The sequence below is a fragment of the Cupriavidus sp. L7L genome (genome assembly GCF_004353535.1).
GTDB classification, from domain to species: domain Bacteria; phylum Pseudomonadota; class Gammaproteobacteria; order Burkholderiales; family Burkholderiaceae; genus Cupriavidus; species Cupriavidus oxalaticus_A.
The window spans coordinates 104,378-129,224 of sequence record NZ_SMNY01000009.1 but is presented as its reverse complement, the minus strand read 5'-3'; the positions used below and the strand labels follow the sequence as shown (position 1 = coordinate 129,224).

General features: G+C 67.2%; 23 protein-coding genes. 15 read left to right on the top strand and 8 right to left on the bottom strand.

Translation table 11 applies throughout. The annotated features are described in order from the left end of the window. The first annotated feature begins 216 nt into the window (after positions 1-216). Positions 217-3,081: an excinuclease ABC subunit UvrA gene (gene uvrA / locus E1J61_RS08540; protein ID WP_133093652.1), complete on the top strand. Its 2,865-nt coding sequence runs from the start codon at positions 217-219 to the stop codon at positions 3,079-3,081. A 27-nt stretch (positions 3,082-3,108) separates the two neighbouring features. Here uvrA and E1J61_RS08535 read toward each other — a convergent pair whose 3' ends face one another. Then, positions 3,109-3,711 carry a histidine phosphatase family protein gene (locus E1J61_RS08535; protein WP_133093651.1) on the bottom strand — a complete coding sequence of 201 codons (603 nt, stop codon included), beginning with the start codon at positions 3,709-3,711 and terminating at the stop codon, positions 3,109-3,111. A gap of 114 nt (positions 3,712-3,825) precedes the next feature. On the opposite strand from E1J61_RS08535, the gene E1J61_RS08530 reads away from it, so the two are divergent. After that, positions 3,826-4,311: an adenosine-specific kinase gene (locus tag E1J61_RS08530; RefSeq protein WP_133093650.1), complete on the top strand. Its 486-nt coding sequence runs from the start codon at positions 3,826-3,828 to the stop codon at positions 4,309-4,311. A 9-nt stretch (positions 4,312-4,320) separates the two neighbouring features. On the opposite strand, the gene E1J61_RS08525 is transcribed toward E1J61_RS08530, so the two are convergent. From E1J61_RS08525 to E1J61_RS08515, 3 genes are all read right to left on the bottom strand, one after another. Beyond that, positions 4,321-6,000, bottom strand: a complete 1,680-nt coding sequence (locus E1J61_RS08525; protein ID WP_133093649.1) for a Na/Pi cotransporter family protein — start codon at positions 5,998-6,000, stop codon at positions 4,321-4,323. A gap of 169 nt (positions 6,001-6,169) precedes the next feature. After that, a complete protein-coding gene (locus E1J61_RS08520) occupies positions 6,170-6,781 on the bottom strand; it encodes a LysE family translocator (RefSeq protein WP_133093648.1) in 612 nt (203 codons plus the stop codon). A gap of 47 nt (positions 6,782-6,828) precedes the next feature. Then, positions 6,829-7,401, bottom strand: coding sequence for an adenine phosphoribosyltransferase (locus E1J61_RS08515; RefSeq protein WP_133093647.1), 573 nt, complete (start codon positions 7,399-7,401; stop codon positions 6,829-6,831). A gap of 161 nt (positions 7,402-7,562) precedes the next feature. Between E1J61_RS08515 and E1J61_RS08510 the strand changes: the two genes are divergently transcribed. Both E1J61_RS08510 and E1J61_RS08505 read left to right on the top strand, forming a co-directional pair. Then, positions 7,563-8,141, top strand: coding sequence for a DJ-1/PfpI family protein (locus tag E1J61_RS08510; protein WP_029046786.1), 579 nt, complete (start codon positions 7,563-7,565; stop codon positions 8,139-8,141). An 86-nt stretch (positions 8,142-8,227) separates the two neighbouring features. After that, positions 8,228-8,617 carry a ribbon-helix-helix domain-containing protein gene (locus E1J61_RS08505; protein WP_133093646.1) on the top strand — a complete coding sequence of 130 codons (390 nt, stop codon included), beginning with the start codon at positions 8,228-8,230 and terminating at the stop codon, positions 8,615-8,617. Positions 8,618-8,636: 19 nt separating this feature from the next. On the opposite strand, the gene E1J61_RS08500 is transcribed toward E1J61_RS08505, so the two are convergent. Beyond that, positions 8,637-10,616: a monovalent cation:proton antiporter family protein gene (locus E1J61_RS08500; RefSeq protein WP_133094198.1), complete on the bottom strand. Its 1,980-nt coding sequence runs from the start codon at positions 10,614-10,616 to the stop codon at positions 8,637-8,639. A gap of 151 nt (positions 10,617-10,767) precedes the next feature. On the opposite strand from E1J61_RS08500, the gene E1J61_RS08495 reads away from it, so the two are divergent. The 11 genes from E1J61_RS08495 (at position 10,768) to E1J61_RS08445 (ending at position 20,277) form a co-directional block, all read left to right on the top strand. Then, the gene (locus tag E1J61_RS08495) at positions 10,768-11,751 is read left to right on the top strand and encodes an SIS domain-containing protein (RefSeq protein ID WP_133093645.1); all 984 of its coding nucleotides are present in this window, start codon (positions 10,768-10,770) and stop codon (positions 11,749-11,751) included. A gap of 43 nt (positions 11,752-11,794) precedes the next feature. Then, entirely contained in the window at positions 11,795-12,424 is a 630-nt protein-coding gene (gene lptC, locus E1J61_RS08490; protein ID WP_133093644.1) for an LPS export ABC transporter periplasmic protein LptC, read from the top strand. A 130-nt stretch (positions 12,425-12,554) separates the two neighbouring features. Next, on the top strand, positions 12,555-13,202 hold the full coding sequence (lptA, locus tag E1J61_RS08485) for a lipopolysaccharide transport periplasmic protein LptA (RefSeq protein ID WP_133093643.1): 648 nt from the start codon (positions 12,555-12,557) through the stop codon (positions 13,200-13,202). Positions 13,203-13,270: 68 nt separating this feature from the next. Beyond that, positions 13,271-14,071, top strand: a complete 801-nt coding sequence (gene lptB, locus E1J61_RS08480; protein WP_133093642.1) for an LPS export ABC transporter ATP-binding protein — start codon at positions 13,271-13,273, stop codon at positions 14,069-14,071. A 155-nt stretch (positions 14,072-14,226) separates the two neighbouring features. Then, positions 14,227-15,705, top strand: coding sequence for an RNA polymerase factor sigma-54 (locus E1J61_RS08475; protein ID WP_133093641.1), 1,479 nt, complete (start codon positions 14,227-14,229; stop codon positions 15,703-15,705). A 48-nt stretch (positions 15,706-15,753) separates the two neighbouring features. Then, complete coding sequence (gene hpf, locus E1J61_RS08470; protein WP_029046778.1) at positions 15,754-16,104, top strand: ribosome hibernation-promoting factor, HPF/YfiA family; 351 nt, start codon at positions 15,754-15,756, stop codon at positions 16,102-16,104. Between the two features lie 368 nt (positions 16,105-16,472). Beyond that, on the top strand, positions 16,473-16,928 hold the full coding sequence (ptsN, locus tag E1J61_RS08465; RefSeq protein WP_029046777.1) for a PTS IIA-like nitrogen regulatory protein PtsN: 456 nt from the start codon (positions 16,473-16,475) through the stop codon (positions 16,926-16,928). Between the two features lie 79 nt (positions 16,929-17,007). Further along, positions 17,008-17,979: an HPr(Ser) kinase/phosphatase gene (gene hprK, locus E1J61_RS08460; RefSeq protein ID WP_063236682.1), complete on the top strand. Its 972-nt coding sequence runs from the start codon at positions 17,008-17,010 to the stop codon at positions 17,977-17,979. Positions 17,980-18,157: 178 nt separating this feature from the next. Next, positions 18,158-18,490, top strand: a complete 333-nt coding sequence (locus tag E1J61_RS08455; RefSeq protein WP_133093640.1) for a PsiF family protein — start codon at positions 18,158-18,160, stop codon at positions 18,488-18,490. 126 nt (positions 18,491-18,616) lie between these two features. Further along, a complete protein-coding gene (rapZ, locus tag E1J61_RS08450) occupies positions 18,617-19,504 on the top strand; it encodes an RNase adapter RapZ (RefSeq protein WP_133093639.1) in 888 nt (295 codons plus the stop codon). Between the two features lie 104 nt (positions 19,505-19,608). Beyond that, on the top strand, positions 19,609-20,277 hold the full coding sequence (locus E1J61_RS08445; RefSeq protein WP_133093638.1) for an LON peptidase substrate-binding domain-containing protein: 669 nt from the start codon (positions 19,609-19,611) through the stop codon (positions 20,275-20,277). An 18-nt stretch (positions 20,278-20,295) separates the two neighbouring features. On the opposite strand, the gene mutY is transcribed toward E1J61_RS08445, so the two are convergent. The 3 genes from mutY to mutM form a co-directional block, all read right to left on the bottom strand. Next, positions 20,296-21,468, bottom strand: a complete 1,173-nt coding sequence (gene mutY, locus E1J61_RS08440) for an A/G-specific adenine glycosylase (RefSeq protein ID WP_133093637.1) — start codon at positions 21,466-21,468, stop codon at positions 20,296-20,298. A 129-nt stretch (positions 21,469-21,597) separates the two neighbouring features. Beyond that, the gene (locus E1J61_RS08435; RefSeq protein WP_133093636.1) at positions 21,598-23,547 is read right to left on the bottom strand and encodes a dynamin family protein; all 1,950 of its coding nucleotides are present in this window, start codon (positions 23,545-23,547) and stop codon (positions 21,598-21,600) included. A gap of 318 nt (positions 23,548-23,865) precedes the next feature. Beyond that, complete coding sequence (gene mutM, locus E1J61_RS08430; protein WP_133093635.1) at positions 23,866-24,750, bottom strand: bifunctional DNA-formamidopyrimidine glycosylase/DNA-(apurinic or apyrimidinic site) lyase; 885 nt, start codon at positions 24,748-24,750, stop codon at positions 23,866-23,868. Positions 24,751-24,847 lie beyond the last annotated feature (97 nt).

Sequence of the window (24,847 nt, the reverse complement as noted above, 5' to 3'; positions counted from 1 at the left end):
CCGAAGTTGGGTATATTAACAGGTTTGCTCCTTCGCGCTTCCCGGGTCACCTGGCCTTGCCAGCGAGCCCCCGGGCGTGTGCCCGGATGCGCTTTCCGCCGTCGCCAGCGGCAGGAAGTGCGAGCCAGCGCACCTGGACACTGGGTTTTGCCTTTCCTTCAGACAGCCTCGGCCAGCCCGGCCCGGGCGGCCTGCCTGGCGACGACTTTTCGGCATATGGAAGAAATCAAGATCCGTGGGGCGCGTACCCACAACCTGAAGAACATCAATCTCGACCTGCCGCGCAACCGGCTGATCGTGATCACCGGCCTGTCGGGCTCGGGCAAGTCTTCGCTCGCCTTCGACACGCTCTATGCCGAGGGCCAGCGCCGCTACGTGGAGTCGCTCTCCGCCTACGCCCGCCAGTTCCTGCAGCTGATGGAAAAGCCGGACGTCGACCTGATCGAAGGCCTGTCGCCGGCGATCTCGATCGAGCAGAAGGCCACGAGCCACAACCCGCGCTCCACCGTCGGCACAGTCACCGAGATCCACGACTACCTGCGCCTGCTGTACGCGCGCGCCGGCACGCCCTACTGCCCAGACCACAACCTGCCGCTGCAGGCGCAGAGCGTGTCGCAGATGGTGGATGCGGCGCTGGCGCTGCCGGAAGACACCAAGCTAATGATCCTGGCGCCGGTGGTGGTCGACCGCAAGGGCGAGCACTCGGACCTGTTCGATAGCATGCAGGCGCAGGGCTTCGTGCGCTTCCGCATCCGCTCGGGCGGCGGCACCGCACATGAGGCCGAGGCCAGAGTCTATGAGGTCGACCAGCTGCCCAAGCTGAAGAAGACCGAGAAGCACAGCATCGACGTGGTGGTCGACCGCGTGAAGGTCCGCGCCGACATCAAGCAGCGCCTGGCCGAATCGTTCGAGACCGCGCTGCGCCTGGCCGACGGCCGCGCGCTGGCGCTGGAGATGGACAGCAACAAGGAGCACACCTTCAGCTCGCGCTTTGCCTGCCCGATCTGCTCGTACTCGCTGCAGGAGCTGGAGCCGCGGCTGTTCTCGTTCAACAACCCGATGGGCGCGTGCCCGAGCTGCGACGGGCTGGGCCAGATCACCTTCTTCGATCCCAGGCGCGTGGTGGCCTTCCCCAACCTGTCGCTGGCCTCGGGCGCGATCAAGGGCTGGGACCGGCGCAACCAGTTCTACTTCCAGATGCTGCAGAGCCTGGCGGCGTTCTACGACTTCGATACCGAGACAGCGTTCGAAGAGCTGCCGGAGAACGTGCAGCAAGTGGTGCTGCACGGCTCGGGCGAGCAGGAGATCCCGTTCACCTACATCAACGAGCGCGGCCGCACCACGGTGCGCGAGCATGTGTTCGAAGGGATCATCCCCAACCTGGAGCGCCGCTACCGCGAGACCGATTCCGTCGCCGTGCGCGAGGAACTGGCCAAGTACCAGAACAACCAGCCCTGCCCCGCCTGCCACGGCACGCGGCTGCGCACCGAGGCGCGCCACGTCAAGCTGGGCGAGAACGAGCAGGCGCGCGCGATCTATGAGATCAACGGCTGGCCGCTGCGCGATGCGCTGACCTATTTCCTGACGCTGGACATGCATGGCGCCAAGCGCGAGATCGCCGACAAGATCGTCAAGGAGATCACCGCGCGGCTGAACTTCCTCAACAACGTGGGACTGGACTACCTGTCGCTGGAGCGCAGCGCCGATACGCTGTCGGGCGGCGAGGCCCAGCGCATCCGGCTGGCGTCGCAGATCGGCTCGGGGCTGACCGGCGTGATGTACGTGCTGGACGAGCCGTCGATCGGCCTGCACCAGCGCGACAACGACCGCCTGATCGGCACGCTCAAGCACCTGCGCGACATCGGCAACTCGGTGCTGGTGGTCGAGCATGACGAGGACATGATCCGCGCCTGCGACTACGTGGTCGATATCGGCCCGGGCGCGGGCGTGCACGGCGGCATGATCGTGGCCGAGGGCACGCCAGGGCAGATTGAGGCTTCGCCGGCATCGCTGACGGGGCAGTACCTGTCCGGACAGCGCCGCATCGAAGTGCCGAAGAAGCGTGCCGCTCCGGACGAAGAGCGGCTGCTGCGCATCGTCAACGCCAGCGGCAACAATCTGCGCAACGTCACCGCCGAAGTGCCGGTGGGCCTGCTCACCTGCATCACGGGTGTGTCCGGCTCGGGCAAGTCGACGCTGATCAACGACACGCTCTACCACGCGGTGGCGCGCCACCTTTATGGCTCGACGCCGGAGCCGGCGCAGCACGACCGCATCGAAGGGCTGGAGCATTTCGACAAGGTCATCAACGTCGACCAGAGCCCGATCGGCCGCACGCCGCGTTCCAACCCGGCCACCTACACCGGCCTGTTCACGCCGATCCGCGAGCTGTTCGCCGGCGTGCCCGCGGCCAAGGAGCGCGGCTACGATCCGGGCCGCTTCTCGTTCAACGTCAAGGGCGGACGCTGCGAGTCATGCCAGGGCGACGGCGTGCTCAAGGTCGAGATGCACTTCCTGCCCGACGTGTACGTGCCCTGCGACGTCTGCCACGGCAAGCGCTACAACCGCGAGACGCTGGAGGTGCTGTACAAGGGCAGGAACATCTCCGAGGTGCTGGACCTGACCGTCGAGCAGGCGCATGAGTTCTTCAGCGCGGTGCCGGTGGTGCGGCGCAAGCTGCAGACGCTGCTGGACGTGGGCCTCGGTTATATCCGGCTGGGGCAGTCGGCGACCACACTGTCGGGCGGCGAGGCGCAGCGCGTCAAGCTGTCGCTGGAGCTGTCCAAGCGCGACACCGGGCGCACGCTCTATATCCTGGACGAGCCCACCACGGGCCTGCACTTCCACGATATCGAGCTGCTGCTCAAGGTCATCCACAAGCTGCGCGACCAGGGCAATACCGTGGTCATCATCGAGCACAACCTGGACGTCATCAAGACCGCCGACTGGCTGATCGACATGGGCCCGGAAGGTGGCGCCGGCGGCGGCCAGGTGATCGCGCGCGGCACGCCGGAGGCCGTGGCGAAGAGCAAGGCCAGCTTTACCGGCAAATACCTGGCGCCGCTGCTCGAGCGCGGCTGACCTGCCGGCCAGCCGATAGGCCGCGGCTCAGTCGAGCCCGGCGGCCGGCAGCACGCGCGTGCGCCGCGCCGTGCCGCCCTGCGGCAACTCGATCGCCACGCCGCCACCGCTGTCGGCGCCGTGGCCGGTCAACGCGGTGATCACCACCTGGTGCGTGACCATCAGGTAGGGCCCGCCGTGCGGGTCGAGCCCGTCGATCAGGCGCGACAGCTGCGCGACCTGCGCGTCGCGGCGCTGCGCATCCGCCCCGAAGAACGAATTGAGCAGCGGCTGCACCTGTACCGGCCCCAGGCCGATCAGCCGCGCCGTGTCCTGGCAGCGGCACCAGGCGCTGCTCCAAACCTGCGTCGGCCTGAAGCCGGCCGCCTTCCAGCTCGTTCCCAGCCGCGCCGCCTGCTCGCGTCCGCGCGCGTCGAGGTTGCGCTGGGTGGCGCAATCGGCCAGCCGGAACCCGGGCGGGTCGCCCACGCCCGGCGCGCTGGCATGGCGCAGCACCACCAGGACATTGGGGCGCTGCAGCTCGCTCACCGCGATCTCGCGCTGTGATGCCGGAGCGACCTGCGCAGCGGCAAACGCCGGGACCATGGCGATTACGGCAAGCAAGGAAATCAAGCGGCCAAGGGCAGGCATCGGCTGCTCCGGTGGAGGGTCAACCCCTCCGGTATAGCAGGCGCCGGCTTGCTTTCACCACCTCGCGCCCTACCATGAACCGGACGGCGACATGCATCGCACAGGAGCCCTGCCATGGAACTGACGGTCGTACCGGTTACCAAGCCGGAAGCCACCAACTTCATCTTCGGCCAGTCGCATTTCATCAAGACCGTGGAAGACCTGCACGAGGCGCTGGTTGGCACGGTGCCCGGCATCCGCTTCGGGATCGCGTTCTGCGAGGCCTCGGGCAAGCGGCTGGTGCGCTGGTCGGGCACCGACGAGCACCTGATCGACATGGCCTGCGAGAACGCGCGCGCCATCGGCGCGGGGCACAGCTTCCTGATCTTCCTGGGGGACGGTTTTTTCCCGGTGAACGTGCTGGGCGCGGTGCGCGCGGTGCCGGAGGTTTGCCGGATCTACTGCGCGACCGCGAACCCGACGCAGGTGATCGTCGCGCAGACCGATGCCGGCCGCGGCGTGATGGGTGTGATCGACGGCGCCTCGCCGCTGGGGATCGAGACCGAGGCCGATGTGGCGGAGCGCAAGGCCCTGCTGCGCAAGTTCGGCTACAAGATGTAGCCGTGCCGCTCAGCGCTGCGCCGCCTGTACCCGCGTGACGGGCGGCACATCGTCTTCTTTCATCCGGCTGCGGTTCAGCACGCCCGCTTGCTCCAGCACCGGATAGGCCGTCGCGCAGAACAGCGAATTCAGCCGCTTCAGCTCGCTGATCACATCCAGATGCAGCGAACTGGTCTCGACGCTTTCCGCCGTCTGCACCGCCACGCGCTGCAGATGGGTGCGCGCGTACTTGCGCTCCAGCTCGCGGAAGTTGGCCTTCTCCGCCATCAGCGCCTGCGCGCTCTTCAGGTCGCCGTTGAGGAACACCGACAAACCCAGCCGCAGGTTGGCCACCAGGCGTGCATGCATTTCGGCGATTTCCTGCATGCCGGCCTCGGAGAACATCAGGTTGTGGGCGATCTTCTTGTCCTTGGTATCGAGCAGGATGCGCTCGATGATGTCGCCGGCATGCTCCAGGTTGATGGTCAGCGAGATGATCTCGGTCCAGCGCTGGCCGTCGCGCTCGTCCAGCGCTTCGAGGCTGATGCGGGTCAGGTAGAGCTTGATCGCGGTGTAGAGGTCGTCGACCTCGTTGTCGATGCGGCAGGTGGCGGTGGCCAGCTTGGCGTCGTTGGTGCGCATCACGCGCAGCATGTTGTCGAGCATCTGCTCGACGCGGTCGCCGATGCGCAGCACCTCGCGCGCGGCATTGGACAGCGCCAGCGTGGGCGTCGACAGCGCGGCCGGGTCGAGATGGCGCGGCGTGACCTGGCTGTCGCCGGTATTGCGCCCGGGCAGCACCTTCTCGCACAGGCGTGCCAGCGGCGCCGTGGCGCCGAGCAGCAGCACCGCCAGCGTGACATTGAACAGCAGATGGAAATTGACGATCAGCCGCTGCGGATCATGGTCGATCAACGCCAGCAGTTCTTCGGCCTGGCTTAGCAGCGGCAGCGCCACCAGGCACCCCAGCAGGCGCGACAGCAGGTTTCCCAGCGTCACGCGCTTGCCCGGCTGGTTGTTGCCCGAGGTGGTCAGCAGCGCCGAGATGCCCGAGCCCAGGTTGGCGCCCAGCACCAGCGCCAGCGCCACGTGGATCGACACCACGCCGGCCGAGGCCAGCGCGCCGCAGAACAGCACCACGGCCAGGCTGGAATAGCACAGGACGGTCAGGAAGGCGCCGACCAGCATGTCGAGCCCCGAGTCGCCGGTCAGCGAGGCGAACAGCACCTTGACCCCGGCGGCCTGCACCACAGGACGCGTGGCAATAGAGATCAGCTCCAGCGCCAGCGTGATCAGCCCCAGGCCGATCAGCACCCGCCCCACGTGGCCCGCCTTGCTGCCCTTCCAGCTCAGATGGCCGATCACGCCGACGAAGATCAGCAGCGGCGACAGCCATGACAGGTCGAGTGAAAACACCTGCACCATCAGCGCGGTGCCGACGTTGGCCCCCAGCATGATCGCCAGCGCCGGCGCCACGGCGATCAGGCCCTGGCCGACGAAGGAACTGACGATGACCGCGGTGGCGTTGCTGCTCTGGACCAGCCCGGTGACGCCGAGCCCGGCAAGGAAGGCGGTGAAGCGGTTGGAGACGCTGGTCGACAGCACGTGGCGCAGGTTGGCGCCGTAGACGCGCAGGATGCCGACCTTGACGATGTTGGTGCCCCATACAAGCAGGGCAACACCCGAGAGCAGATGAAGAAGTACGCCCATTGTGCGCCTCAGCGTGACCGGTGCCGGATTACTGCCGGAGGCGGCCCTGCCCGGTCATCGTGTAGTTGTCAATGGGGCATTATGCGCCCGTCACCGGGCAGCGGCAACGGCACAAGGCGAGGGGTGCGGGCAACCGGCAACACATGCCGCGGCACGTCCGCGGCCGCGCTCAGGGCAGCGCGACCTTGATTCCCAGCCCGACGAAGATCGCCCCCGCGGCGCGGTCGAGCCAGCGCCCCGTGGCCGGACGGCGCCGCAGCCATGCCCCCAGCCAGCCCGCGCACAGGCCGAACAGGGAGAACACCACCGCGGTCTGCAGCATGAAGACCACGCCCAGCAGCAGGAACTGCAGCCCGGGATGCGCGGCATCGGCGCGCACGAACTGCGGCAGGAACACCAGGAAGAACAGCGTCACCTTGGGGTTCATCATGTTGCCGAGCACGCTCTGGCGGAACACGCGGCCCAGCGGCACCGCGTCGACGTCGCCGCCCTGCGCCAGCCCGCCCCTGGCGCGCAGCGCCTGGATGCCGATCCAGATCAGGTAGGCGGCGCCGGCATACTTGATCAGCTGGAACGCCAGCGGCGAAGAGCGCAACACCGCCGCCAGCCCGACCGCCGCGATCACGGTATGGAACAGGCAGCCGACCGAGAAGCCCAGCGCCGCCACCAGCCCCGCGCGCCGCCCCTGCGCCATGCCGCGCGCGAGCACCTGCAGGTTGTCGGGGCCGGGCGCGACGGTGACCGCGACCGAGGTCAGCAGAAACAGCAGCAGGTCTGGCATACGATCTCCGGTCTTTCCGTCAGTGAGGTCCTGTCAGTGAGCGAGTATCAGTGCCCGTCGAAGCGGCACACCGTGAACAGCGGCAGCCCGCCGCCCTGCAGCAGCTTCGAGCCGCCCAGTTCCGGCAGGTCGACGATGGCGGCACCCTCCACTACCGTGGCGCCCAGCCGCTCCAGCAGCTTGCGCCCCGCCATCATGGTGCCGCCGGTGGCGATCAGGTCGTCGACCAGCAGCACGCGGTCGCCGGCCTTGCAGGCATCGGCATGGATTTCGACGGTCGCGCTGCCGTACTCCAGCTCGTATTCCTCGGCCACCGTCTGGAACGGCAGCTTGCCCTTCTTGCGGATCGGCACGAAGCCCAGGTTCAGCTCGTACGCGACGATCGCGCCCAGGATAAAGCCACGCGCGTCGATGCCGGCGACGAGGTCCAGCTCGGCGTCCATGTAGCGGTGCACGAAGACATCGATCAGCACGCGCAGCGTCTTGGGGTCCTGCAACAGCGGCGTGATGTCGCGGAACATCACGCCCGGCATGGGCCAGTCCGGCACGGTCCGGATGCGGTCGCGCAGGTAGCCGGTGACGTCGCCGAGGTCGGGGGACTGGATGATGGAATCTGCCATAGGGTCTGGAAAAAAACAGGAGCACAGGAGCACGCCTGGCGCGCCGGTGAAAGATGCCCGCGCCGGCTGCGGTAACGGGCTACCACCCGCTCCGCCGGGCCGGCCAGCACAATGGCCCTGCCGGCTGCCGCCGGACACCCGTAACCATACAGGAGACCGCGATGGCGAAGAAGATACTGATGCTGGTCGGCGACTACGCCGAAGACTACGAGACCATGGTGCCGTTCCAGGCACTGCAGATGGTCGGCCATACCGTCCACGCCGTCTGTCCCGACAAGAAGGCAGGCGCCGCCTGCGCCACGGCGATCCACGACTTCGAGGGCGACCAGACCTACACCGAAAAGCGCGGCCACAATTTCACGCTGAATGCCAGCTTCGCCGAGATCGACCCGGCCGCGTACGACGCGCTGGTGATCCCCGGCGGCCGCGCCCCCGAATACCTGCGCCTGAACGCCCGCGTGCTGGAGATCGTGCGCCACTTCGCCCAGGCGGACAAGCCGATCGCCGCGGTCTGCCACGGCGCCCAGCTGCTGGCCGCCGCCGGCGTGCTGGAAGGCAAGGGCTGCTCGGCCTACCCGGCGTGCGCGCCGGAAGTGAAGCTGGCCGGCGGCACCTATGTCGATATCCCGGTCGACCAGGCGCATACCGACGGCAAGCTGGTCACCGCGCCGGCCTGGCCCGCGCACCCGGCGTGGCTGGCGCAGTTCCTTGCGGTGCTGGGCACGCGGATCGTACATTAGAGCCTTCCGCCACGCGGCGCCGCGCCATCGCGGTGCGGCGCCGCATGCACCCGCGCGCCGCTTGCGGCGCAGCACGGAGAGCTTCGATGTGTGAGATCTTTATCCGCGCCAATCCGGCCTCGTACCAGACCCAGGCCCGGTCGCTGCGGCTGCATGGCGTGGCCACCAGCATCCGCCTGGAGAGCCTGTTCTGGGAAGTGCTGGAAGAACTGGCCACGCGCGACGGCATGACCGTCAACCAGCTGATTACACGCCTGCATGACGAGCTGACCGCCCACCGCGGTAGCGAGGCGGTAGCGGGCAACTTCTCTTCTTTCCTGCGGGTGTGCTGCCTGCGCTACCTGAAGCTGCAGGGCGAAGGTCGGATTCCGGCGGACCAGTCGGTGCCGATCCGCTCGCTGGACGCGCGCGCGGTACTGAACGACCTGCCGGAGTCCTGGGTGGAAGCGCGCCCACGGCAGGCGTTCTCCCACTGATGCGCGCCCCGCGCGGCGACTAGCCGTTCAGGATCCGCATCTCGGCGGCTTCCAATGCTTCCGGCTGGCCGCGCAGCACGACGATATCGCCCGGTTCCAGCACGGTCTCGGGCTCCGGGTCGAAGGCGCGGATGCCGCGCCGGCGCACCGCCGTTACCTCCACGCCGATCCGCTCCAGCCCGAGCATGCCCAGGCGCCGCCCGACCGCGGTGGACTGCGGCCCCAGCGACACGGAATGCAGCCGCACCGAATCGCGCTCGACCATGTCTTCTTCGTCGTCACGGCCGTGGAAGTAGCCGCGCAGCAGGCTGTAGCGCGCGTCGCGCGCCTCCTGCACGCCGCGCAGCACATGCCGCATCGGCACGCCCAGCAGCACCAGCGCGTGCGAGGCCAGCATCAGGCTGCCCTCGATGATCTCGGGCACCACCTCGGTGGCGCCGGCCTTTTGCAGGACATCCAGCTCCGAATCGTCGACGGTGCGCACGATCACCGGCAGCGCCGGCTCCAGCTCCTGCACGTGGTGCAGCACCTTGAGCGCCGACGGCGTGTTGGCGTAGGTGACGATCAGCGCCGCAGCGCGGTGGATGCCGGCGGCGATCAGCGCCTCGCGCCGGCCGGCGTCGCCGTAGACCACGGTGTCGCCGGCGGCGGCGGCTTCGCGCACGCGGTCGGGGTCCAGGTCGAGCGCGACATAAGTGATGCCCTCGCGCTCCAGCATGTGCGCCAGGTTCTGCCCGCTGCGGCCGAAGCCACAGATGATGGCGTGCTTTTCCGTCTGCAGGCTCTGCGCGGCGATGCGGGTCATGTTCAGCGACTGCATCAGCCATTCGTTGGCGGCAAAGCGCAGCACGATGGCGTCGCTGTACTGGATCAGGAACGGCGCGGCCAGCATCGACAGCAGCATCGAGGCCAGGATCACCTGGATCAGCACCGGGTCGACCAGGTTCAGGCCGTCGATCTGGTTCAGCAGCACGAAACCGAATTCGCCGGCCTGCGCCAGTCCCAGCCCGGTACGGATCGCCACCCCCTGGCGCGAGCCGAACACCCGCGCCAGCACCGCGATCAGCACCAGCTTGAACAGGATCGGCACCAGCAGCAGCGCCAGTACCAGCCACAGGTGGTCCAGCACCACGCGGATATTGAGCAGCATGCCGATGGTGACGAAGAACAGCCCCAGCAGCACGTCGCGGAACGGCTTGATGTCTTCTTCCACCTGGTGCCGGTACGGCGTCTCGGAGATCAGCATGCCGGCCATGAACGCGCCCAGCGCCATCGACAGCCCCAGCCGCTCGGTCAGCGCCGCCATGCCCAGCGTCACCAGCAGCAGGTTCAGCATGAACAGTTCCTGCGACCGGCGCGCCGCCACGATATGGAACCAGCGGCTCATCAGGCGCTGGCCGAGGAAGAAGATCGCGCCCAGCGCCACCACGATCTTGACCGTGGCCAGCCCCAGAGCCATCACCAGGTCGCCGGGATCGCGCGACAGCGCCGGGATCACGATCAGCAGCGGCACCACCGCCAGGTCCTGGAACAGCAGGATGCTGATGATGTTGCGGCCGTGCTCGCTCTCCAACTCCATGCGCTCGGACAGCATCTTGGAGACGATCGCCGTGGACGACATTGCCAGCGCCCCGCCCAGCGCCACCGAGGCCTGCCACGACAGCGGGAACAGCCAGTTGAAGGCCCAGCTGGCGGGCACCACCGCCAGCATCGACAGCACCACCTGCGAGCCGCCCAGCCCGAACACCAGGCGCTTCATCGACCGCAGCTTGCTCAGGCTGAACTCCAGCCCGATCGAGAACATCAGGAACACCACGCCGAACTCGGCCAGGTACTTGGTCTGCGCGGTATCGCTGGCCAGCCCCAGCGCATGCGGGCCGATCAGGATGCCGACGGCCAGGTAGCCGAGCATCGGCGGCAGCTGCAGCATGCGGAAAGCGACCACGCCGAAGACGGCAGCGGCCAGCAGCACCAGGGTCAGTTCCAGCGGTGAGTGCATCAGGATGGTCGGGTGACCGGCCGGGCGCGCGCCCGACCCGGCACGGGCACCCTGCCGGGGAAACTTGGCAAGCGCGTCGATGCGGCGGGCACGCGGGGGCACATCGAGGCAGCCCCGGGCGACGTCGCATTCGTTGGTATACTTCGACGCCATGATAGCCAATTTCGATGCGGATCGAGCACTCAGGCTCGCCCGCGACACACTCCAGACCGAAGCCGAAGCGGTTTCCGCACTTTCCGGCCGCCTGACCGACGACTTTGCCCGTGCCGTGCAGATGATCCTGCGATGCAGCGGGCGCGTGGTGGTCTCCGGTATCGGCAAGTCCGGCCATATCGGGCGCAAGGTGGCGGCGACGCTCGCTTCCACCGGCACCCCCGCGTTCTTCGTGCATCCGGCCGAGGCCAGCCACGGCGACCTGGGCATGGTCACGCGCGACGACGTGCTGATCGCCTTCTCCAATTCCGGCGAAACCGGCGAGTTGCTGTCGATCATCCCGATCGTCAAGCGCATCGGCGCGCGGCTGATCTCGGTCACCGGCAACCCGGAGTCGAACCTCGCCAAGCTGGCCGACGCGCACCTCGACGCGGGCGTGGAAAAGGAAGCCTGCCCGCTCAACCTGGCGCCAACGGCAAGCACCACCGCCGCGCTGGCGCTGGGCGATGCGCTGGCGGTGGCGGTGCTGGACGCGCGCGGCTTCGGCGAAGAAGACTTCGCCCGCTCGCACCCGGGCGGCGCGCTCGGCCGCAAGCTGCTGACCCATGTGCTCGACGTCATGCGCACCGGCAACGCGGTGCCCGAAGTCCGCGAAAACACCCCGCTGGCCCAGGCGCTGATGGAAATCACGCGCAAGGGCATGGCCATGACCGCGGTGGTCGATCCCGACGGCCGTGCCATCGGCGTCTTCACCGACGGCGACCTGCGCCGCCTGCTGGAAACCCCGCGCGACTGGAAGACCGTTCCCATCGGCGAGGTCATGCACCGCAACCCGCATGTGGTCAACCAGAGCCAGCTGGCCGTCGAGGCGGTGCAGGTCATGGAAGCCAACCGCATCAACCAGTTGCTGGTGGTCGACGACGACGGGCGCCTGGTCGGTGCGCTGCATATCCACGACCTGACCCGCGCCAAGGTCATCTGAACGGGGCGCGAGAAGCACCGACAAGCACACCAACAAGCACACCATGCAGGCACTCATCGCCTCCCTCAGCGGCATCGTCATGCGCCTGCTGCCGCTGCTGCTGATGGCCTTCGTCGCCGGCAGCACCTTCTGGCTGGTGCAGATCAACTCGCCCAAGGAAAGCCAGGACACGCAGGCGACCAAGAAGCACGAGCCGGACTATTTCATGGACCGTTTTTCGGCCACGGAACTGGCGCAGGACGGCAGCACCAAGATCCGCTTCACCGGCGAACGCATGGTCCACTTCGAGGACGACCAGACCTACGAGGTCACGCGCCCCGCGCTGCGCGCCTATGAACCGGACCGTCCGCCGGTGACGGCACGGGCCGACCTTGGCCGCATGAACGCCGAAGGCTCGGTGATCGACCTGTACGGCAACGGCCATGTGCTGCGCCAGCAGGGCGCCGACGCCTCCAAGGATCCGCAGCTGACCGCCGTGTCGAGCTATTTCCAGTTGCTGGTCAATGACGACATCGTCAAGACCGACAAGCCGGTAAAGCTGACGCGCGGACCCTCGGTGATGACCGCGAACGGGCTGATCTTCAACAACGTCACCCGCGAAGTACAATTGCTCGGCAACGTACGCGGCACCATCGTCACCGGGCCGTCTCCGGGCCGTACGCCGGGACGCTGACCCGGCCCGCGCGGCCGGCCGCCGCGCAACGGCAATAACGCTGCGCGCCCTGCCTGCCCCGCAAGACCCGCATAACCCGCATAACCCGGCCTAACCCGCACCACCACGCCCTCTAGCCACCGCTGCCAACATGACTGCATCCCTGACGACTTCGTCCCGTCGACACGCCGCCCCGGCCCTGCTCGCCACGGCCATGGCCATCGGCCTGCTGCTGGCCCAGCCCGCGCTGGCCGAGCGCGCGGACCGCGACAAGCCGATGGTGCTCGAGGCCGACAACGCCAGCTACGACGACGTCAAGCAGATCTATACGCTGACCGGCAACGTGGTGCTGACCAAGGGCACGATGATCCTGAAGTCGGATGCGGCCGAGCTGCGCACCGACCCCGAGGGCTACCAGTTCGCGGTGGCCACCGCCAAGGCTGGCAAGCAGGCCTATATCCGGCAGAAGCGCGAGGGCGTCGACGAATACATCGACGGCTGGGGCGACCGCATCGAATACGACGGCAAGCAGGAGCTGTCCAAGCTGATCGGCAACGCGCGCATGGCGCGCCTGCAGGGCGCCAAGATGCTCGACGAGATCCGCGGCGCGGTGCTGACCTACGACAGCCGCAAGGAGTTTTACACCGCTGCCGGCGGCAGCGACAACACCTCGGCCGCCAATCCGTCGGGCCGCGTGCGCGCGGTGCTGTCGCCGCGGCAGAACCCGAATGCGCAGGGTTCGGGCAGCGGCTCGCCGCTGGACCTGAAGCCGGCGCCCGCGCCCGCCAACAAACCCTGACGCCTCGCGGGGACCGATGCCTTGCAAGGACCGCCTCCCCGCCTGAAACGCTGAACGCCAGACTGCCAATGACCGATACCGCCACCATCGCCGAAAAGCCTTCCGTCCAAGCCACGGCCGTCCTCGAAGGCGGCAGCACGCTGGTCGTGCGCCACCTGAAGAAGCGCTATGGCTCGCGCACGGTGGTCAAGGATGTCTCGCTGGACGTGAAGAGCGGCGAAGTGGTTGGCCTGCTCGGCCCCAACGGCGCGGGCAAGACCACCTCGTTCTACATGATCGTGGGGCTGGTGAACCTGGACGAGGGCGATATCGTGCTCGACGGCGACCACATCAGCGGCCTGCCGATCCACGAACGCGCGCGCATGGGCCTGTCCTACCTGCCGCAGGAAGCATCGGTCTTCCGCAAGCTCAACGTCGAGGAAAACATCCGCGCCGTGCTCGAGCTGCAGGTGGAAAACGGCAAGCCGCTGGCCAGGGCCGAGATCGACCGCAGGCTCGACGCGCTGCTCGACGACCTGCAGATCGCGCACCTGCGCAACAACCCGGCGCTGTCGCTGTCGGGCGGCGAACGCCGCCGCGTGGAAATCGCGCGCGCGCTGGCATCGTCGCCGCGCTTCATCCTGCTGGATGAACCGTTCGCCGGCGTGGACCCGATCGCAGTGGGCGAGATCCAGCGCATCGTCAGCTTCCTGAAGGCGCGCAACATCGGCGTGCTGATCACCGACCACAACGTGCGCGAGACGCTTGGCATCTGCGACCACGCGTACATCATCAGCGAAGGCACCGTGCTTGCCGCCGGGCGGCCCGAAGAGATCATCGCCAACGAATCGGTGCGGCGCGTCTACCTGGGCGAAAACTTCCGCATGTGATGTACTGGCCTGCCCGCGGCGGCAGGCCATTGATTCTGCCTGGTTTCACCCCCATCATCTGCATGTGGGACAGCCCACTGCCGGCGTCGATCAAGCCGCGACATCGATAGCAATTTCCGTTCCAACAACGGAAAGATGCGCATAAAATAGGTCGCATGAAACCGTCGCTACAGCTCCGCCTCTCCCAGCACCTGGCACTGACGCCGCAACTGCAGCAGTCGATCAGGCTGTTGCAGCTTTCGACGCTGGAATTGCAGCAGGAAGTCGAACAGGCGCTCACGGAAAACCCCCTGCTCGAACGCGAGAACGACTGGATCGAAAGCCCGCTGCGCGTGGCCGCCGATGGCTCGGTCAACCTGCAGAGCGCGCCCGCGCCGGCACCGGCCGAACCGCAAGGCAACGGCGAGGCGCGCGCCGAGGGCGCGGGCGATGACGACAGCTACGGCGACAGCAACAGCGGCGACGACTATGGCGGCGACTGGAGCCTCGACGATTTCGCGCGCCGCCCGCAAGGCGACGAAGACGAGAAGACGCCGATGCAGCTGCGTGAGGCCGAGCCCACGCTGCGCGAATACCTGATGGAACAGCTCACGCCGCTGAAGATCTCGGTGCGCGACAAGGGCCTGGCCATCTTCCTGATCGAATCGCTCGACGACGACGGCTACCTGAGCGCGACGCTCGAAGAGATCTGCGCCGAACTGCCCGAAGAACTCGAATTCGAGATCGAGGAAGTACAGGCGATGCTGACGCTGCTGCAGAGCTTCGACCCGCCGGGCGTCGGCGCGCGCAACGCGGCCGAGTGCCTGGGCCTGCAATTGCGCCGGCTGCAGCATCCGCAGCGCGAGCTGGCGCTGAACATCGTGCATAACCACCTCGAGCTGCTGGCCGTGCGCGACTACACGCGCCTGAAAAAAGCGCTGCAGGTAGACGAGCCTGCACTCAAGGCCGCGCATGAACTGATCCGCTCGCTGGCACCCTACCCGGGCCACGCATACAGCCGCCCCGAAGCCGACTTCGTCGTGCCCGATGTGTTCGTGCGCAAGAGCGGCAGCGGCTGGATCGCGCAGCTCAATCCGGATGTGATGCCGCGGCTGCGCATCAATGACATGTACGCGCAGATCCTGCGCGGCGCCAAGGGCGAGTCGGGTACCGCAGGCCTGCAGCAGAAACTGCAGGAAGCGCGCTGGCTGATCAAGAATATCCAGCAAAGGTTCGACACGATCCTGCGTGTCTCGCAGGCCATTGTCGAGCGTCAAAAGAACTTTTTCACGCACGGCGAAATCGCCATGCGCCCCTTGGTTTTGCGGGAGATTGCCGATACACTGGGATTACACGAGTCAACCATCTCCCGGGTGACGACCAATAAATACATGGCAACGCCGATGGGTACTTTCGAACTGAAGTACTTCTTCGGCAGCCACGTGTCCACCGAGACCGGTGGCGCGGCTTCATCAACGGCCATCCGCGCCTTGATCAAGCAACTGATAGGAGCCGAAGACCCGAGGAATCCCCTTTCCGACAGTCGCATCGCCGAACTGCTGGGTGAGCAAGGCTTCGTTGTCGCACGACGCACCGTAGCCAAATATCGCGAAGCCCTGAAGATCCCCGCAGTGAATCTCCGCAAGTCTTTGTAGCCGAGCCCACCGCCTGCCTGGTGAGGCTCTTTCAGAAGGAGAAGCGCTATGAACTTCAAGATCAGTGGACACCACCTTGACATCACGCCGCCGTTGCGTGAGTACGTGGAAACGAAGCTGGAGCGAATCGTCAGGCATTTCGATCAGGTCATTGGCGTTAGCGTGCTGCTCTCTGTCGACAATCACAAGGAAAAGGACAGGCGGCAATATGCGGAAATCAATCTACATCTCAGGGGCAAGGACATCTTCGTTGAAGCGCATCATGAAGACCTGTATGCAGCGATCGACGCACTAGTCGACAAGCTGGACCGTCAGGTACTGCGCTACAAGGACCGCGTGCAAGGCCACGACCGCGAAGCGGTCAAGTACCAGATGGCCGCAGCGCAGATGCAGCAATGAGCGTGCCCGGTGGCCCCGCAGAGGGCCGCTGAATCAAAACTGAACAGGCAAGCCGCGCGTAGCGCGGCTTTTTTGCGCCTGCGGCGCTGTGGCGCCTGCGCAAAGGGCCTGTCACCCGTTTGAGACGGAGTGTTCGCAACGGCCGCGGCAGGGTGTATGCTGCGCCATACATGCAGGGCCGCATCCTGCCCGCGCCCGGTTAAGGTGCGGACGCCAACCGGGCGGCGCTGCGCTGCACAATCACAGGGAGGCTGCTGCTCTATAATGGCCGGACGCCTCGGCGTTGCCGGCGACCGGCTGCCCCTGAGCCACACACTGCCCGGCGGAACGGCGGAACCGCCCGCTAACTGAACTCCTGCGCATCGCCCATGAATCGTTTGGCCAAATTGCTGCCACCCGGCAACATCACCCTCGACGTCAGCGTCACCAGCAAGAAGCGTGTGTTCGAGCAGGCCGGGCTCCTCTTCGAGAACAACCATGGCGTGGCGCGCGCCACCGTGACGGACAACCTGTTTGCGCGCGAGTCACTGGGCTCCACCGGACTTGGCGCCGGCGTGGCGATCCCTCACGGCCGCATCAAGGGGCTCAAGCAGCCGCTGGCCGCCTTCATGCGCCTGGCCGAACCGATTCCGTTCGAATCGCCCGACGGCAAGCCGGTATCGCTGCTGATTTTCCTGCTGGTGCCGGAACAGGCCACGCAGCAGCACCTGGAAATCCTGTCCGAGATCGCGCAGCTGCTGTCGGATCGCGACATGCGCGAAGGACTGGCGACGTTGCCCACTTCCGAAGCCGTGCACCAGTTGCTGACCGAATGGCATCCCTGATTCACCGATTGACCTGAACGGGCCGGCACAGACCGGACAGGCACAGCGCCTGGCACACCGCCCCACACGTCATACCCGCATGGAACTCACCGGCGTCACCTCCCAGTCCATCTTCGACGACAACGCAGCCGACCTCAAACTCTCATGGGTCGCCGGCCTGGAAGGTGCGGACCGCGCCTTCGACGTGGAATTCGCCCGCGAAGCCACCTCGGCCGCGGACCTGGTGGGCCACCTGAACCTGATCCACCCCAACCGCATCCAGGTGCTCGGCAAGCCCGAGATCACCTACTACCAGCGGCTGGACGACGATATCCGCAAGCGCCAGATGGGCGAGCTGATCCTGCTGGAGCCGCCTTTCCTGGTGGTGGCCGACGGCATGGAGCCGCCGCCGGACCTGGAGCTGCGCTGCACGCGCTCTTCCACGCCGCTGTTCACCACGCCGGTGTCGTCGGCCGCGGTGATCGACCACCTGCGGCTGTACCTGTCGCGCATTTCCGCGCCGCGCGTGACCATGCACGGAGTGTTCCTCGACATCCTCGGCATGGGCGTGCTGATCATGGGCGAATCGGGCCTGGGCAAGAGCGAACTGGGCCTGGAACTGATTTCGCGCGGCCACGGCCTGGTGGCTGACGACGCGGTCGACTTCGTGCGGCTGGGGCCGGACTTCATCGAGGGGCGTTGCCCGCCGCTGCTGCAGAACCTGCTCGAAGTGCGCGGCCTTGGCCTGCTCGACATCAAGACCATCTTCGGCGAGACCGCGGTGCGGCGGAAGATGAAGATCAAGCTGGTGGTGCAGCTGGTGCGCCGCAACGACGGCGAGTTCGAGCGCCTGCCGCTCGATTCGCAATACCTCGACGTGCTGGGCCTGCCGATCCACATGGTCAAGATCCAGGTGGCGGCCGGCCGCAACCTCGCCGTGCTGGTCGAGGCCGCCGTGCGCAACACCATCCTGCGCCTGCGCGGCATCGACACGCTGCGCGATTTCATGGACCGCCAGCGCGCCGCGATGCAGGCCGATGCGGTCTCGCGCGGCCAGGGCCGCCTGCTCTGAGCGGGCTGATTGCCCGCGCACGCGTTTTCAATTGCTTACAACGGCGGCCTCCCCCGCCGTCAACGCCGACGTCCGGTCTGCCGTTTTGTGCTGTAATGGGCATCGAGCCCATTCCAAGGCCGCCACGAGCCCCTGACACCGTGCGGCCGTGATGTTTTCCACACCAAGGAGAGCGAGCATGAAGAAACTGATCGCGATGTGCGCGCTGGTCACCCCGCTGCTGGCATCCGTGGCCTTCGCCCAGTCGGCGTCGGCACCGGCCGCCCCGGCAAAGGACGCCGCCAAGGCGCCCACCGCGCAGCAGGAAAAGATGAAGACCTGCAATACGCAGGCCGGCGACAAGAAGGGCGACGAGCGCAAGGCGTTTATGAAGCAATGCCTGTCGGCCAAGCCGGACGCCACGCCCAAGACCCAGCAGGAAAAGATGGCTGCCTGCAGCAAGGAAGGCAAGGGCAAGAAGGGCGACGAATACAAGGCGTACATGAAGGAGTGCCTGTCGAAGTCGGCCTGAAGCAGGTCTTCTTCCGAAGCAAACCACGGCAATGGCGGACCGCAAGGTTCGCCATCGTTGTTTCCGGGTCCGCAGTCATCCCCCTGTCATGACGCGGCCATCACGTGATGCTATGCTTCAGTTGCTATGCGCATCATCCTCATCACCGGCATTTCCGGTTCCGGCAAGTCCGTCGCACTGAACGTCCTCGAAGATGCGGGGTACTACTGCGTGGACAACCTGCCGGCGCAGTTCATCCCGGAACTGGCCCGCTACCTCTCCAGCCAGGGCTATACGCACCTGGGCATTGCCACCGACATCCGCAGCCGCGAGTCGCTCGACCAGTTGCCCGATACCGTGCGCACGCTCGCCGGCGAGCACCAGGTCGAGGTGCTGTTCCTGACGGCCAGCACGGACGCGCTGGTGCAACGCTACTCCGAGACGCGCCGGCGCCATCCGCTGTCGATCCGCACCGATGGTGGCGTGGCAAGCCCCGGCGGCGAGCCCGCCTTCAACGACACCGCGCTGATGGAAGCGATCGAGATGGAGCGCGAGCTGCTGAGCCCGCTGGCCGAGGCCGCGCACCGCATCGATACCAGCAATGTGCGCACCAATACGCTGCGCAGCTGGATCAAGGAGCTGATCCGCAACGACAGCGAGCGCCTGACGCTGCTGTTCGAATCCTTCGGCTTCAAGCACGGCGTGCCCAGCGACGCCGACATGGTGTTCGACGTGCGCTCGCTGCCCAACCCCTATTACGACCTGGTGCTGCGCCCGCTGACGGGGCGCGACACGCCGGTGATCGATTTCCTGCAGGCGCAGCCGATGGTGCTGGCGATGGCCGAGGATATCCGCGCCTATGTGGAAAAGTGGCTGCCAAGCTTCATCGCCGACAACCGCAGCTACCTGACCGTCGCCATCGGCTGTACCGGCGGCCAGCATCGCTCGGTCTATATTGCGGAAAGGCTCGCCAACTATTTCCGCGCGCATGGTAATGTGCTGGTGAGACACCGAGAGCTCGCGCCGGCGGGCTGACGCCAAGCGCGCGTGCCTGGGGGCACCGGCGGCGTACGGTCCGGCGGCGCGCCGTTGCTGCATTCTGGCATCCCACTGCATCCCCTTATGCACGCTGGCACCGCATGTCTTCCACCGACCTCTACCGCCCCACCTCGTCCGCCGGGTCCGACCCCGAGCCGCAGACGCTAGACAACCTCCCGCTGTTCCCGCTGCACACCGTGCTCTTTCCCGGTGGCCGGCTGCCGTTGCGCGTGTTCGAGGCGCGCTACGTCGACATGGTGCGCAACTGCCTGCGCGACGGCACGCCGTTCGGCGCCTGCCTGATCGAGAGCGGCGAAGAAGTGGCGCGGCCAGGCAAGGCGACCGTGCCGGAGTCCGTGGGCTGCCTGGCCGAAATCGTCGATTGCAACATGGAGCAGCTGGGCGTGCTGCTGATCCGCGCGCGCGGGCGCGAGCGTTTCCAGATCATCAGCCACGAGACCCGCGACGACGGCCTGCTGGTGGCGCGTGCGCAGGTGCTGCCCGCCGACATCATCGACTGCAAGCTCGAGCTGCTGGGCGAATGCCTGGACGCGCTGCGCCGCATCGTGACGCGGCTGCATGCCGAGCAGCCCGACCGGATGCCGTTCGATGAGCCTTACCTGTGGGACGATCCCAGCTGGGTCGCCAACCGGCTGTGCGAACTGCTGCCGGTGCCGCTGAAGGCCAAGCAGATGCTGATGGCGCTGCCTGACGCGGGCATGCGCATCGAGATCGTGCACCGCTACATGCGGCAGAACCACATCGTCTGAGCGGCGCCGGGGCCGGCTTCAGAACAGGCCGCCGCGGGCCTGGTCTTCCAGCAGCCTGCGCACCGGCGCGGGCGTGCCCAGCGCATCGAGATCGTCGAGCGAGAGCCAGCGCTGTGCCGCTTCCGTGGCGCTGTCCTGCGCCATCAGCTCACCTGACCCCACATCGACGCGAATCGCGCGGATCAACAGGCGGAAGTGCGTGAAGACGTGGGTCAGTTCGCCCGCCATCGCGGCGCGCACGGGTGCGCCATAGGCGCGGGCGTAGTCGAGCGCGGCGGCTTCGGCGGCTTCCGCATCGAAGGGCACGGTGTCGACCGGCATCTCGGGCAGGCTCCACAGGCCGCCCCAGATGCCGCTGCCGGGGCGCAGCCGCAACAGCACTTCACGCTCGCGCCGCACCATCAGCATCACCGTGCTGCGCTCGGGGATCGCGGCGCGCGGCTTTGGCGTGGGCAGCACGCCGGTCAACCCTTCGCGGCGCGCCACGCAGTCGGCGGACAGCGGGCACGCGCCGGCATCGGCCAGGCATGCCGGCTTGCCGCGCGAGCAAACCGTCGCGCCGAGGTCCATCAGCCCTTGCGTATAGGCGACCATGTCTTCGGCCTGGCGCGTGCCCGCTGCGGGCAGCGCGATCTCGGCCAGCTGCCACATGCGCGTTTCCACCGCGCGCTCGCCCGGGTGGCCATGGATGCCGAAGCAGCGCGCAAACACGCGCTTGACGTTGCCGTCGAGAATCGGCGAGCGTACGCCGGCGCTGAAGGCAGCGATCGCCGCCGCGGTCGAGCGGCCGATGCCGGGCAGCGTCGCCAGTACCGCGGGATCGGTCGGGAAAACGCCGCCGTGCTCGCTGACCACCTGCATGGCGCAGCGGTGCAGGTTGCGCGCGCGCGAGTAGTAGCCAAGGCCGGCCCAAAGGGCCATCACCTGGTCCGCGGGCGCGGCGGCCAGTGCATGCACCGTCGGCAATGTAGCGACAAAGCGCTGGAAATACTCGATCACCGCGCTGACCTGGGTCTGCTGCAGCATGATTTCCGACAGCCAGATGCGGTAGGCGTCGCGCGTGTTCTGCCACGGCAGGTCGTGCCGGCCGTGGCAGCGTTGCCAGTTGACGACCCGTGCGCCGAAATCGGGGGGCACCTGGATGTCGTCGGGGATGGGTGCGGTGGCTCGGGGGGCGGACTTGCGGGGCATGGGGTACGGCTTGTGGTGTGGGGCTGGTGTTGGGCCAGCAGCGTGCGAACGTGTCAAAAAAAGCGCCGCTGTACGCGGCGCTACATGATATACCGGCCCTGAAATACGCCTACCGCCAGCCGCTTCCCGTCACGCCACCGCCAGGCTCGCCTGCTCCGCCACACCCGCCGGCCGCAGCAGGCGTTGCGCAAACCCCTCGATCTTGCCGCTGCGCTCATCCAGCCCGTTCAGCACCTCCTCGAGCTCCGCGATACGGCTTTCCAGCGTATCGGTCGCTTCGTGGATGCGCTCGATCGAATCGACGCGCCGGCGCAACTGCTTCTGGTGCTCGCGCACCTGCGCCTCGAGCGGCGTCATCACCGATTTGAGCCACACCTCGATATCGCGATTCAGGTCGCGGAAGTTCTCCAGCACGCGGCTGGCCATGGTGCTGAATGCGTTCTGCACCAGTTGCGGCCGCGAGCGCGTCAGCATGCTGACCGTGCCGAAGTGCGCATGCACCAGCCGCAGCGTTTCCTGCAGCTCGGCCACGTAGCGCTCGGCGGTGAACTGCATCGGCGTGGGCAGCGTGAAGCCATGCTCGGCATTGAAGCGCCGGTACATGCTTTCGATCAGCTGGTGCAACTGCCCGATCTTGTTGTCGGCATCGGTCACCAGCGCGGTGAGCTGGGCGAACAGCGCATCCATGTCCTCGCGCAGGCCGCGCGAGAAGAAGCGCTCCTTCATCTGCTCGCGCGCGGTCCGCATGGTCCGGCGCACGTCGCGCAGCTGCAGGCTCTTGATGATGTCGGCGCTGTGGCGGCCGAACACCAGCCGCAGCGCCTGGAACTTGCTGATGCTCTGCTCGAACTCTTCCTTCTCGCCCTGCACGCGCATCAGCATGTGCTTGACCATCGCGTGGTTCTTGCCGCGCAGCCCGCGCAGCTCGAACAGTTGCTCGACGATATCGCGGCGGCGGCTCTGCAGCAGCTGCTGCGCGGCCCGCGCCATGTCCTGCGCCTGGCGGTGGACCTGATCGGAGACGATGTCGCGCCGCCGCGGGATCAGCTGGTCGGACAGCACATGCTCGAACTCCGGCAAGCCGCTGCGCGCCAGCAGCGCGTCGTCGTGCGTGACCTTTGCCACCAGGCCCTTCTGTGCCGACACGGGATAGACACGCGCCTGCTCGATGCCCAGCACCTGCGCCGTGCTCGAGACCTGCCGCCCGATCTCGCCGGCGATCTCGGCCGGCTGGCGCAGCGGGTCCCACAGCCCGTCGATCTTGTTGAGCACGGCCAGGCAGCCGCGCCGGTGGCCGGCGTCCACGTGGGTGCGCCACAGTTCCAGGTCGCTCTTGGTCACGCCGGCATCGGCGGCCAGCACGAACACCACCACATGCGCGTCAGGGATCAGGCGCAGCGTCAGCTCGGGCTCGGTGCCGATCGCGTTCAGCCCCGGCGTGTCCAGGATGACCAGCCCCTGGCGCAGCAGCGGATGCGGGAAATTGATCACCGCATGGCGCCAGCGGGATATCTCGACCATGCCCTCGGCATCGACCGCGTAGGCGGCGTCGGGGTCGCTCTCATGGTAGAGGCCCAGCGCCTCGGCTTGCTGCGGCGGCACGCGCACGGTCTGGACCACGTGCTGGAAGGCTTCGAGCATGCCCTCGGGCGAGGACGGATCCAGCGGCACCGTATGCCAGTGTGCCGACGGGCCGGCCTCGAGAAAATCCGCGGTCGAAGCGTCCTGGAGCCTGGTCTCGATCGGCAGCAGCCGGATGCAAGGCGGCTCGGCCTCGTCGTAGCGCAGCTCGGTCGGGCACATCGTGGTGCGGCCCGCCGACGACGGCAGGATGCGGCGCCCGTAGTCGGCGAAGAAGATCGCATTGATCAGTTCGCTCTTGCCGCGCGAGAACTCCGCAATGAAGGCGACCTTGAGCCGGTCGCTGCGCAGCACGTTCTGGATGCGCTGCACGCGGTCGTCGGCCTGCGCGTCGTACAGGTCGTGCTGCTGCAGCCACGACTGGAATTCGGCCAGGGACTGGAGGACCCCCGTTCTCCAGGCGCCGTATTGTTCGAATTGGTGGGCGAGCGTTGTCATGGAGCTGTTCGGCTGACTCGGTTTTTGCCTCGGGGCCGCCAGCGGAGGCGTGCCCGTGTTCCCGCACTGCCGGCCCGCCGCGACCCGGGCGAGCCAATCTGTTCCATTTTTGTAACTTTTTATAACTGCGCACACGATACAGGTTTCCACGGCGGTTTTGTGGAATTCGCGTCCCTTGTGAATGGCGTGCGGGCAGAGTGTTGCGCCGAGCCATCGACAATCGCCGCCGGCGCGCATTGTGCGCCACACGGCGCATCGTAATGGCGGCCACCGGTCAGTGCCGGCTCAGTGCCGGCTCAGTGCCGGCTCAGTGCTGGCTCAGTGCTGGCAGTTGGGGCAGTAGAAGGTGGAACGCTGGCCCTGCACGATCTGGCGCACGGGCGTGGCGCAGACCCGGCACGGCTGGCCGGCCCGGTCGTAGACAAAGCAATCGAGCTGGAAGTAGCCGCTGGCGCCGTCGCTGCCGACGAAATCGCGCAGCGTGCTGCCGCCGCGCTCGATCGCCTGCGCCAGGGTCTCGCGCACGGCCTGCGCCAGCCGGTCGCAACGCGCACGGCTGAGGCGGCCAGCCGGCGTGGTCGGGCGGATGCCGGCGCGGAACAGGCTTTCCGAAGCGTAGATGTTGCCGACCCCGACGACGATGCCGCCGGCCAGCAACACCGTCTTGATGGCGGCACTGCGGCCGCGCGTGTGGCGGTGCAGCCAGGCGCCGTCGAAGGCAGCATCGAAGGGCTCGATGCCGAGCGTGCGCAGCAGCGGGTGGGATGGCAGTTCGTGCTCGGGCAGCGTGGTCCACAGCACCGCGCCGAAGCGGCGCGGATCGCGAAAGCGCAGCACCAGCCGGCCCCCGGCGCCCTCCGCCGCCACTACACCCTCTGCACCAGCGGCCAGCACCATGTCCAGGTGGTCGTGGGCGCCGGGTGGCGGCGCCTGCGGCAACACCCTGAGCGTGCCGGTCATGCCGAGATGCACCAGCAGCCAGCCGGCCGGTTCGGCGGGATCGTCGCTGACACACTCGAGCAGCAGGTATTTGCCGCGGCGTTCGATCCGGCGCACCACGCGCTGCGCCAGGCGGGCTTCGAGGTCCGGCTCGACCGGCCAGCGCAACCCGCGGTGGCGCACCGTCACCGCTTCAATGCGCCGTCCCACCACATGCGGCAGCAAGCCGCGCCGGGTCACTTCGACCTCGGGCAATTCAGGCATCGAACCTCTCCGTTGGTTAGCGCTCCAAACTCCTGCCGGCCTTGCTGGCCATGGGCCGGCGCGCCAAGCAGCGCATTGTAGCGGCAGGCTACAATGC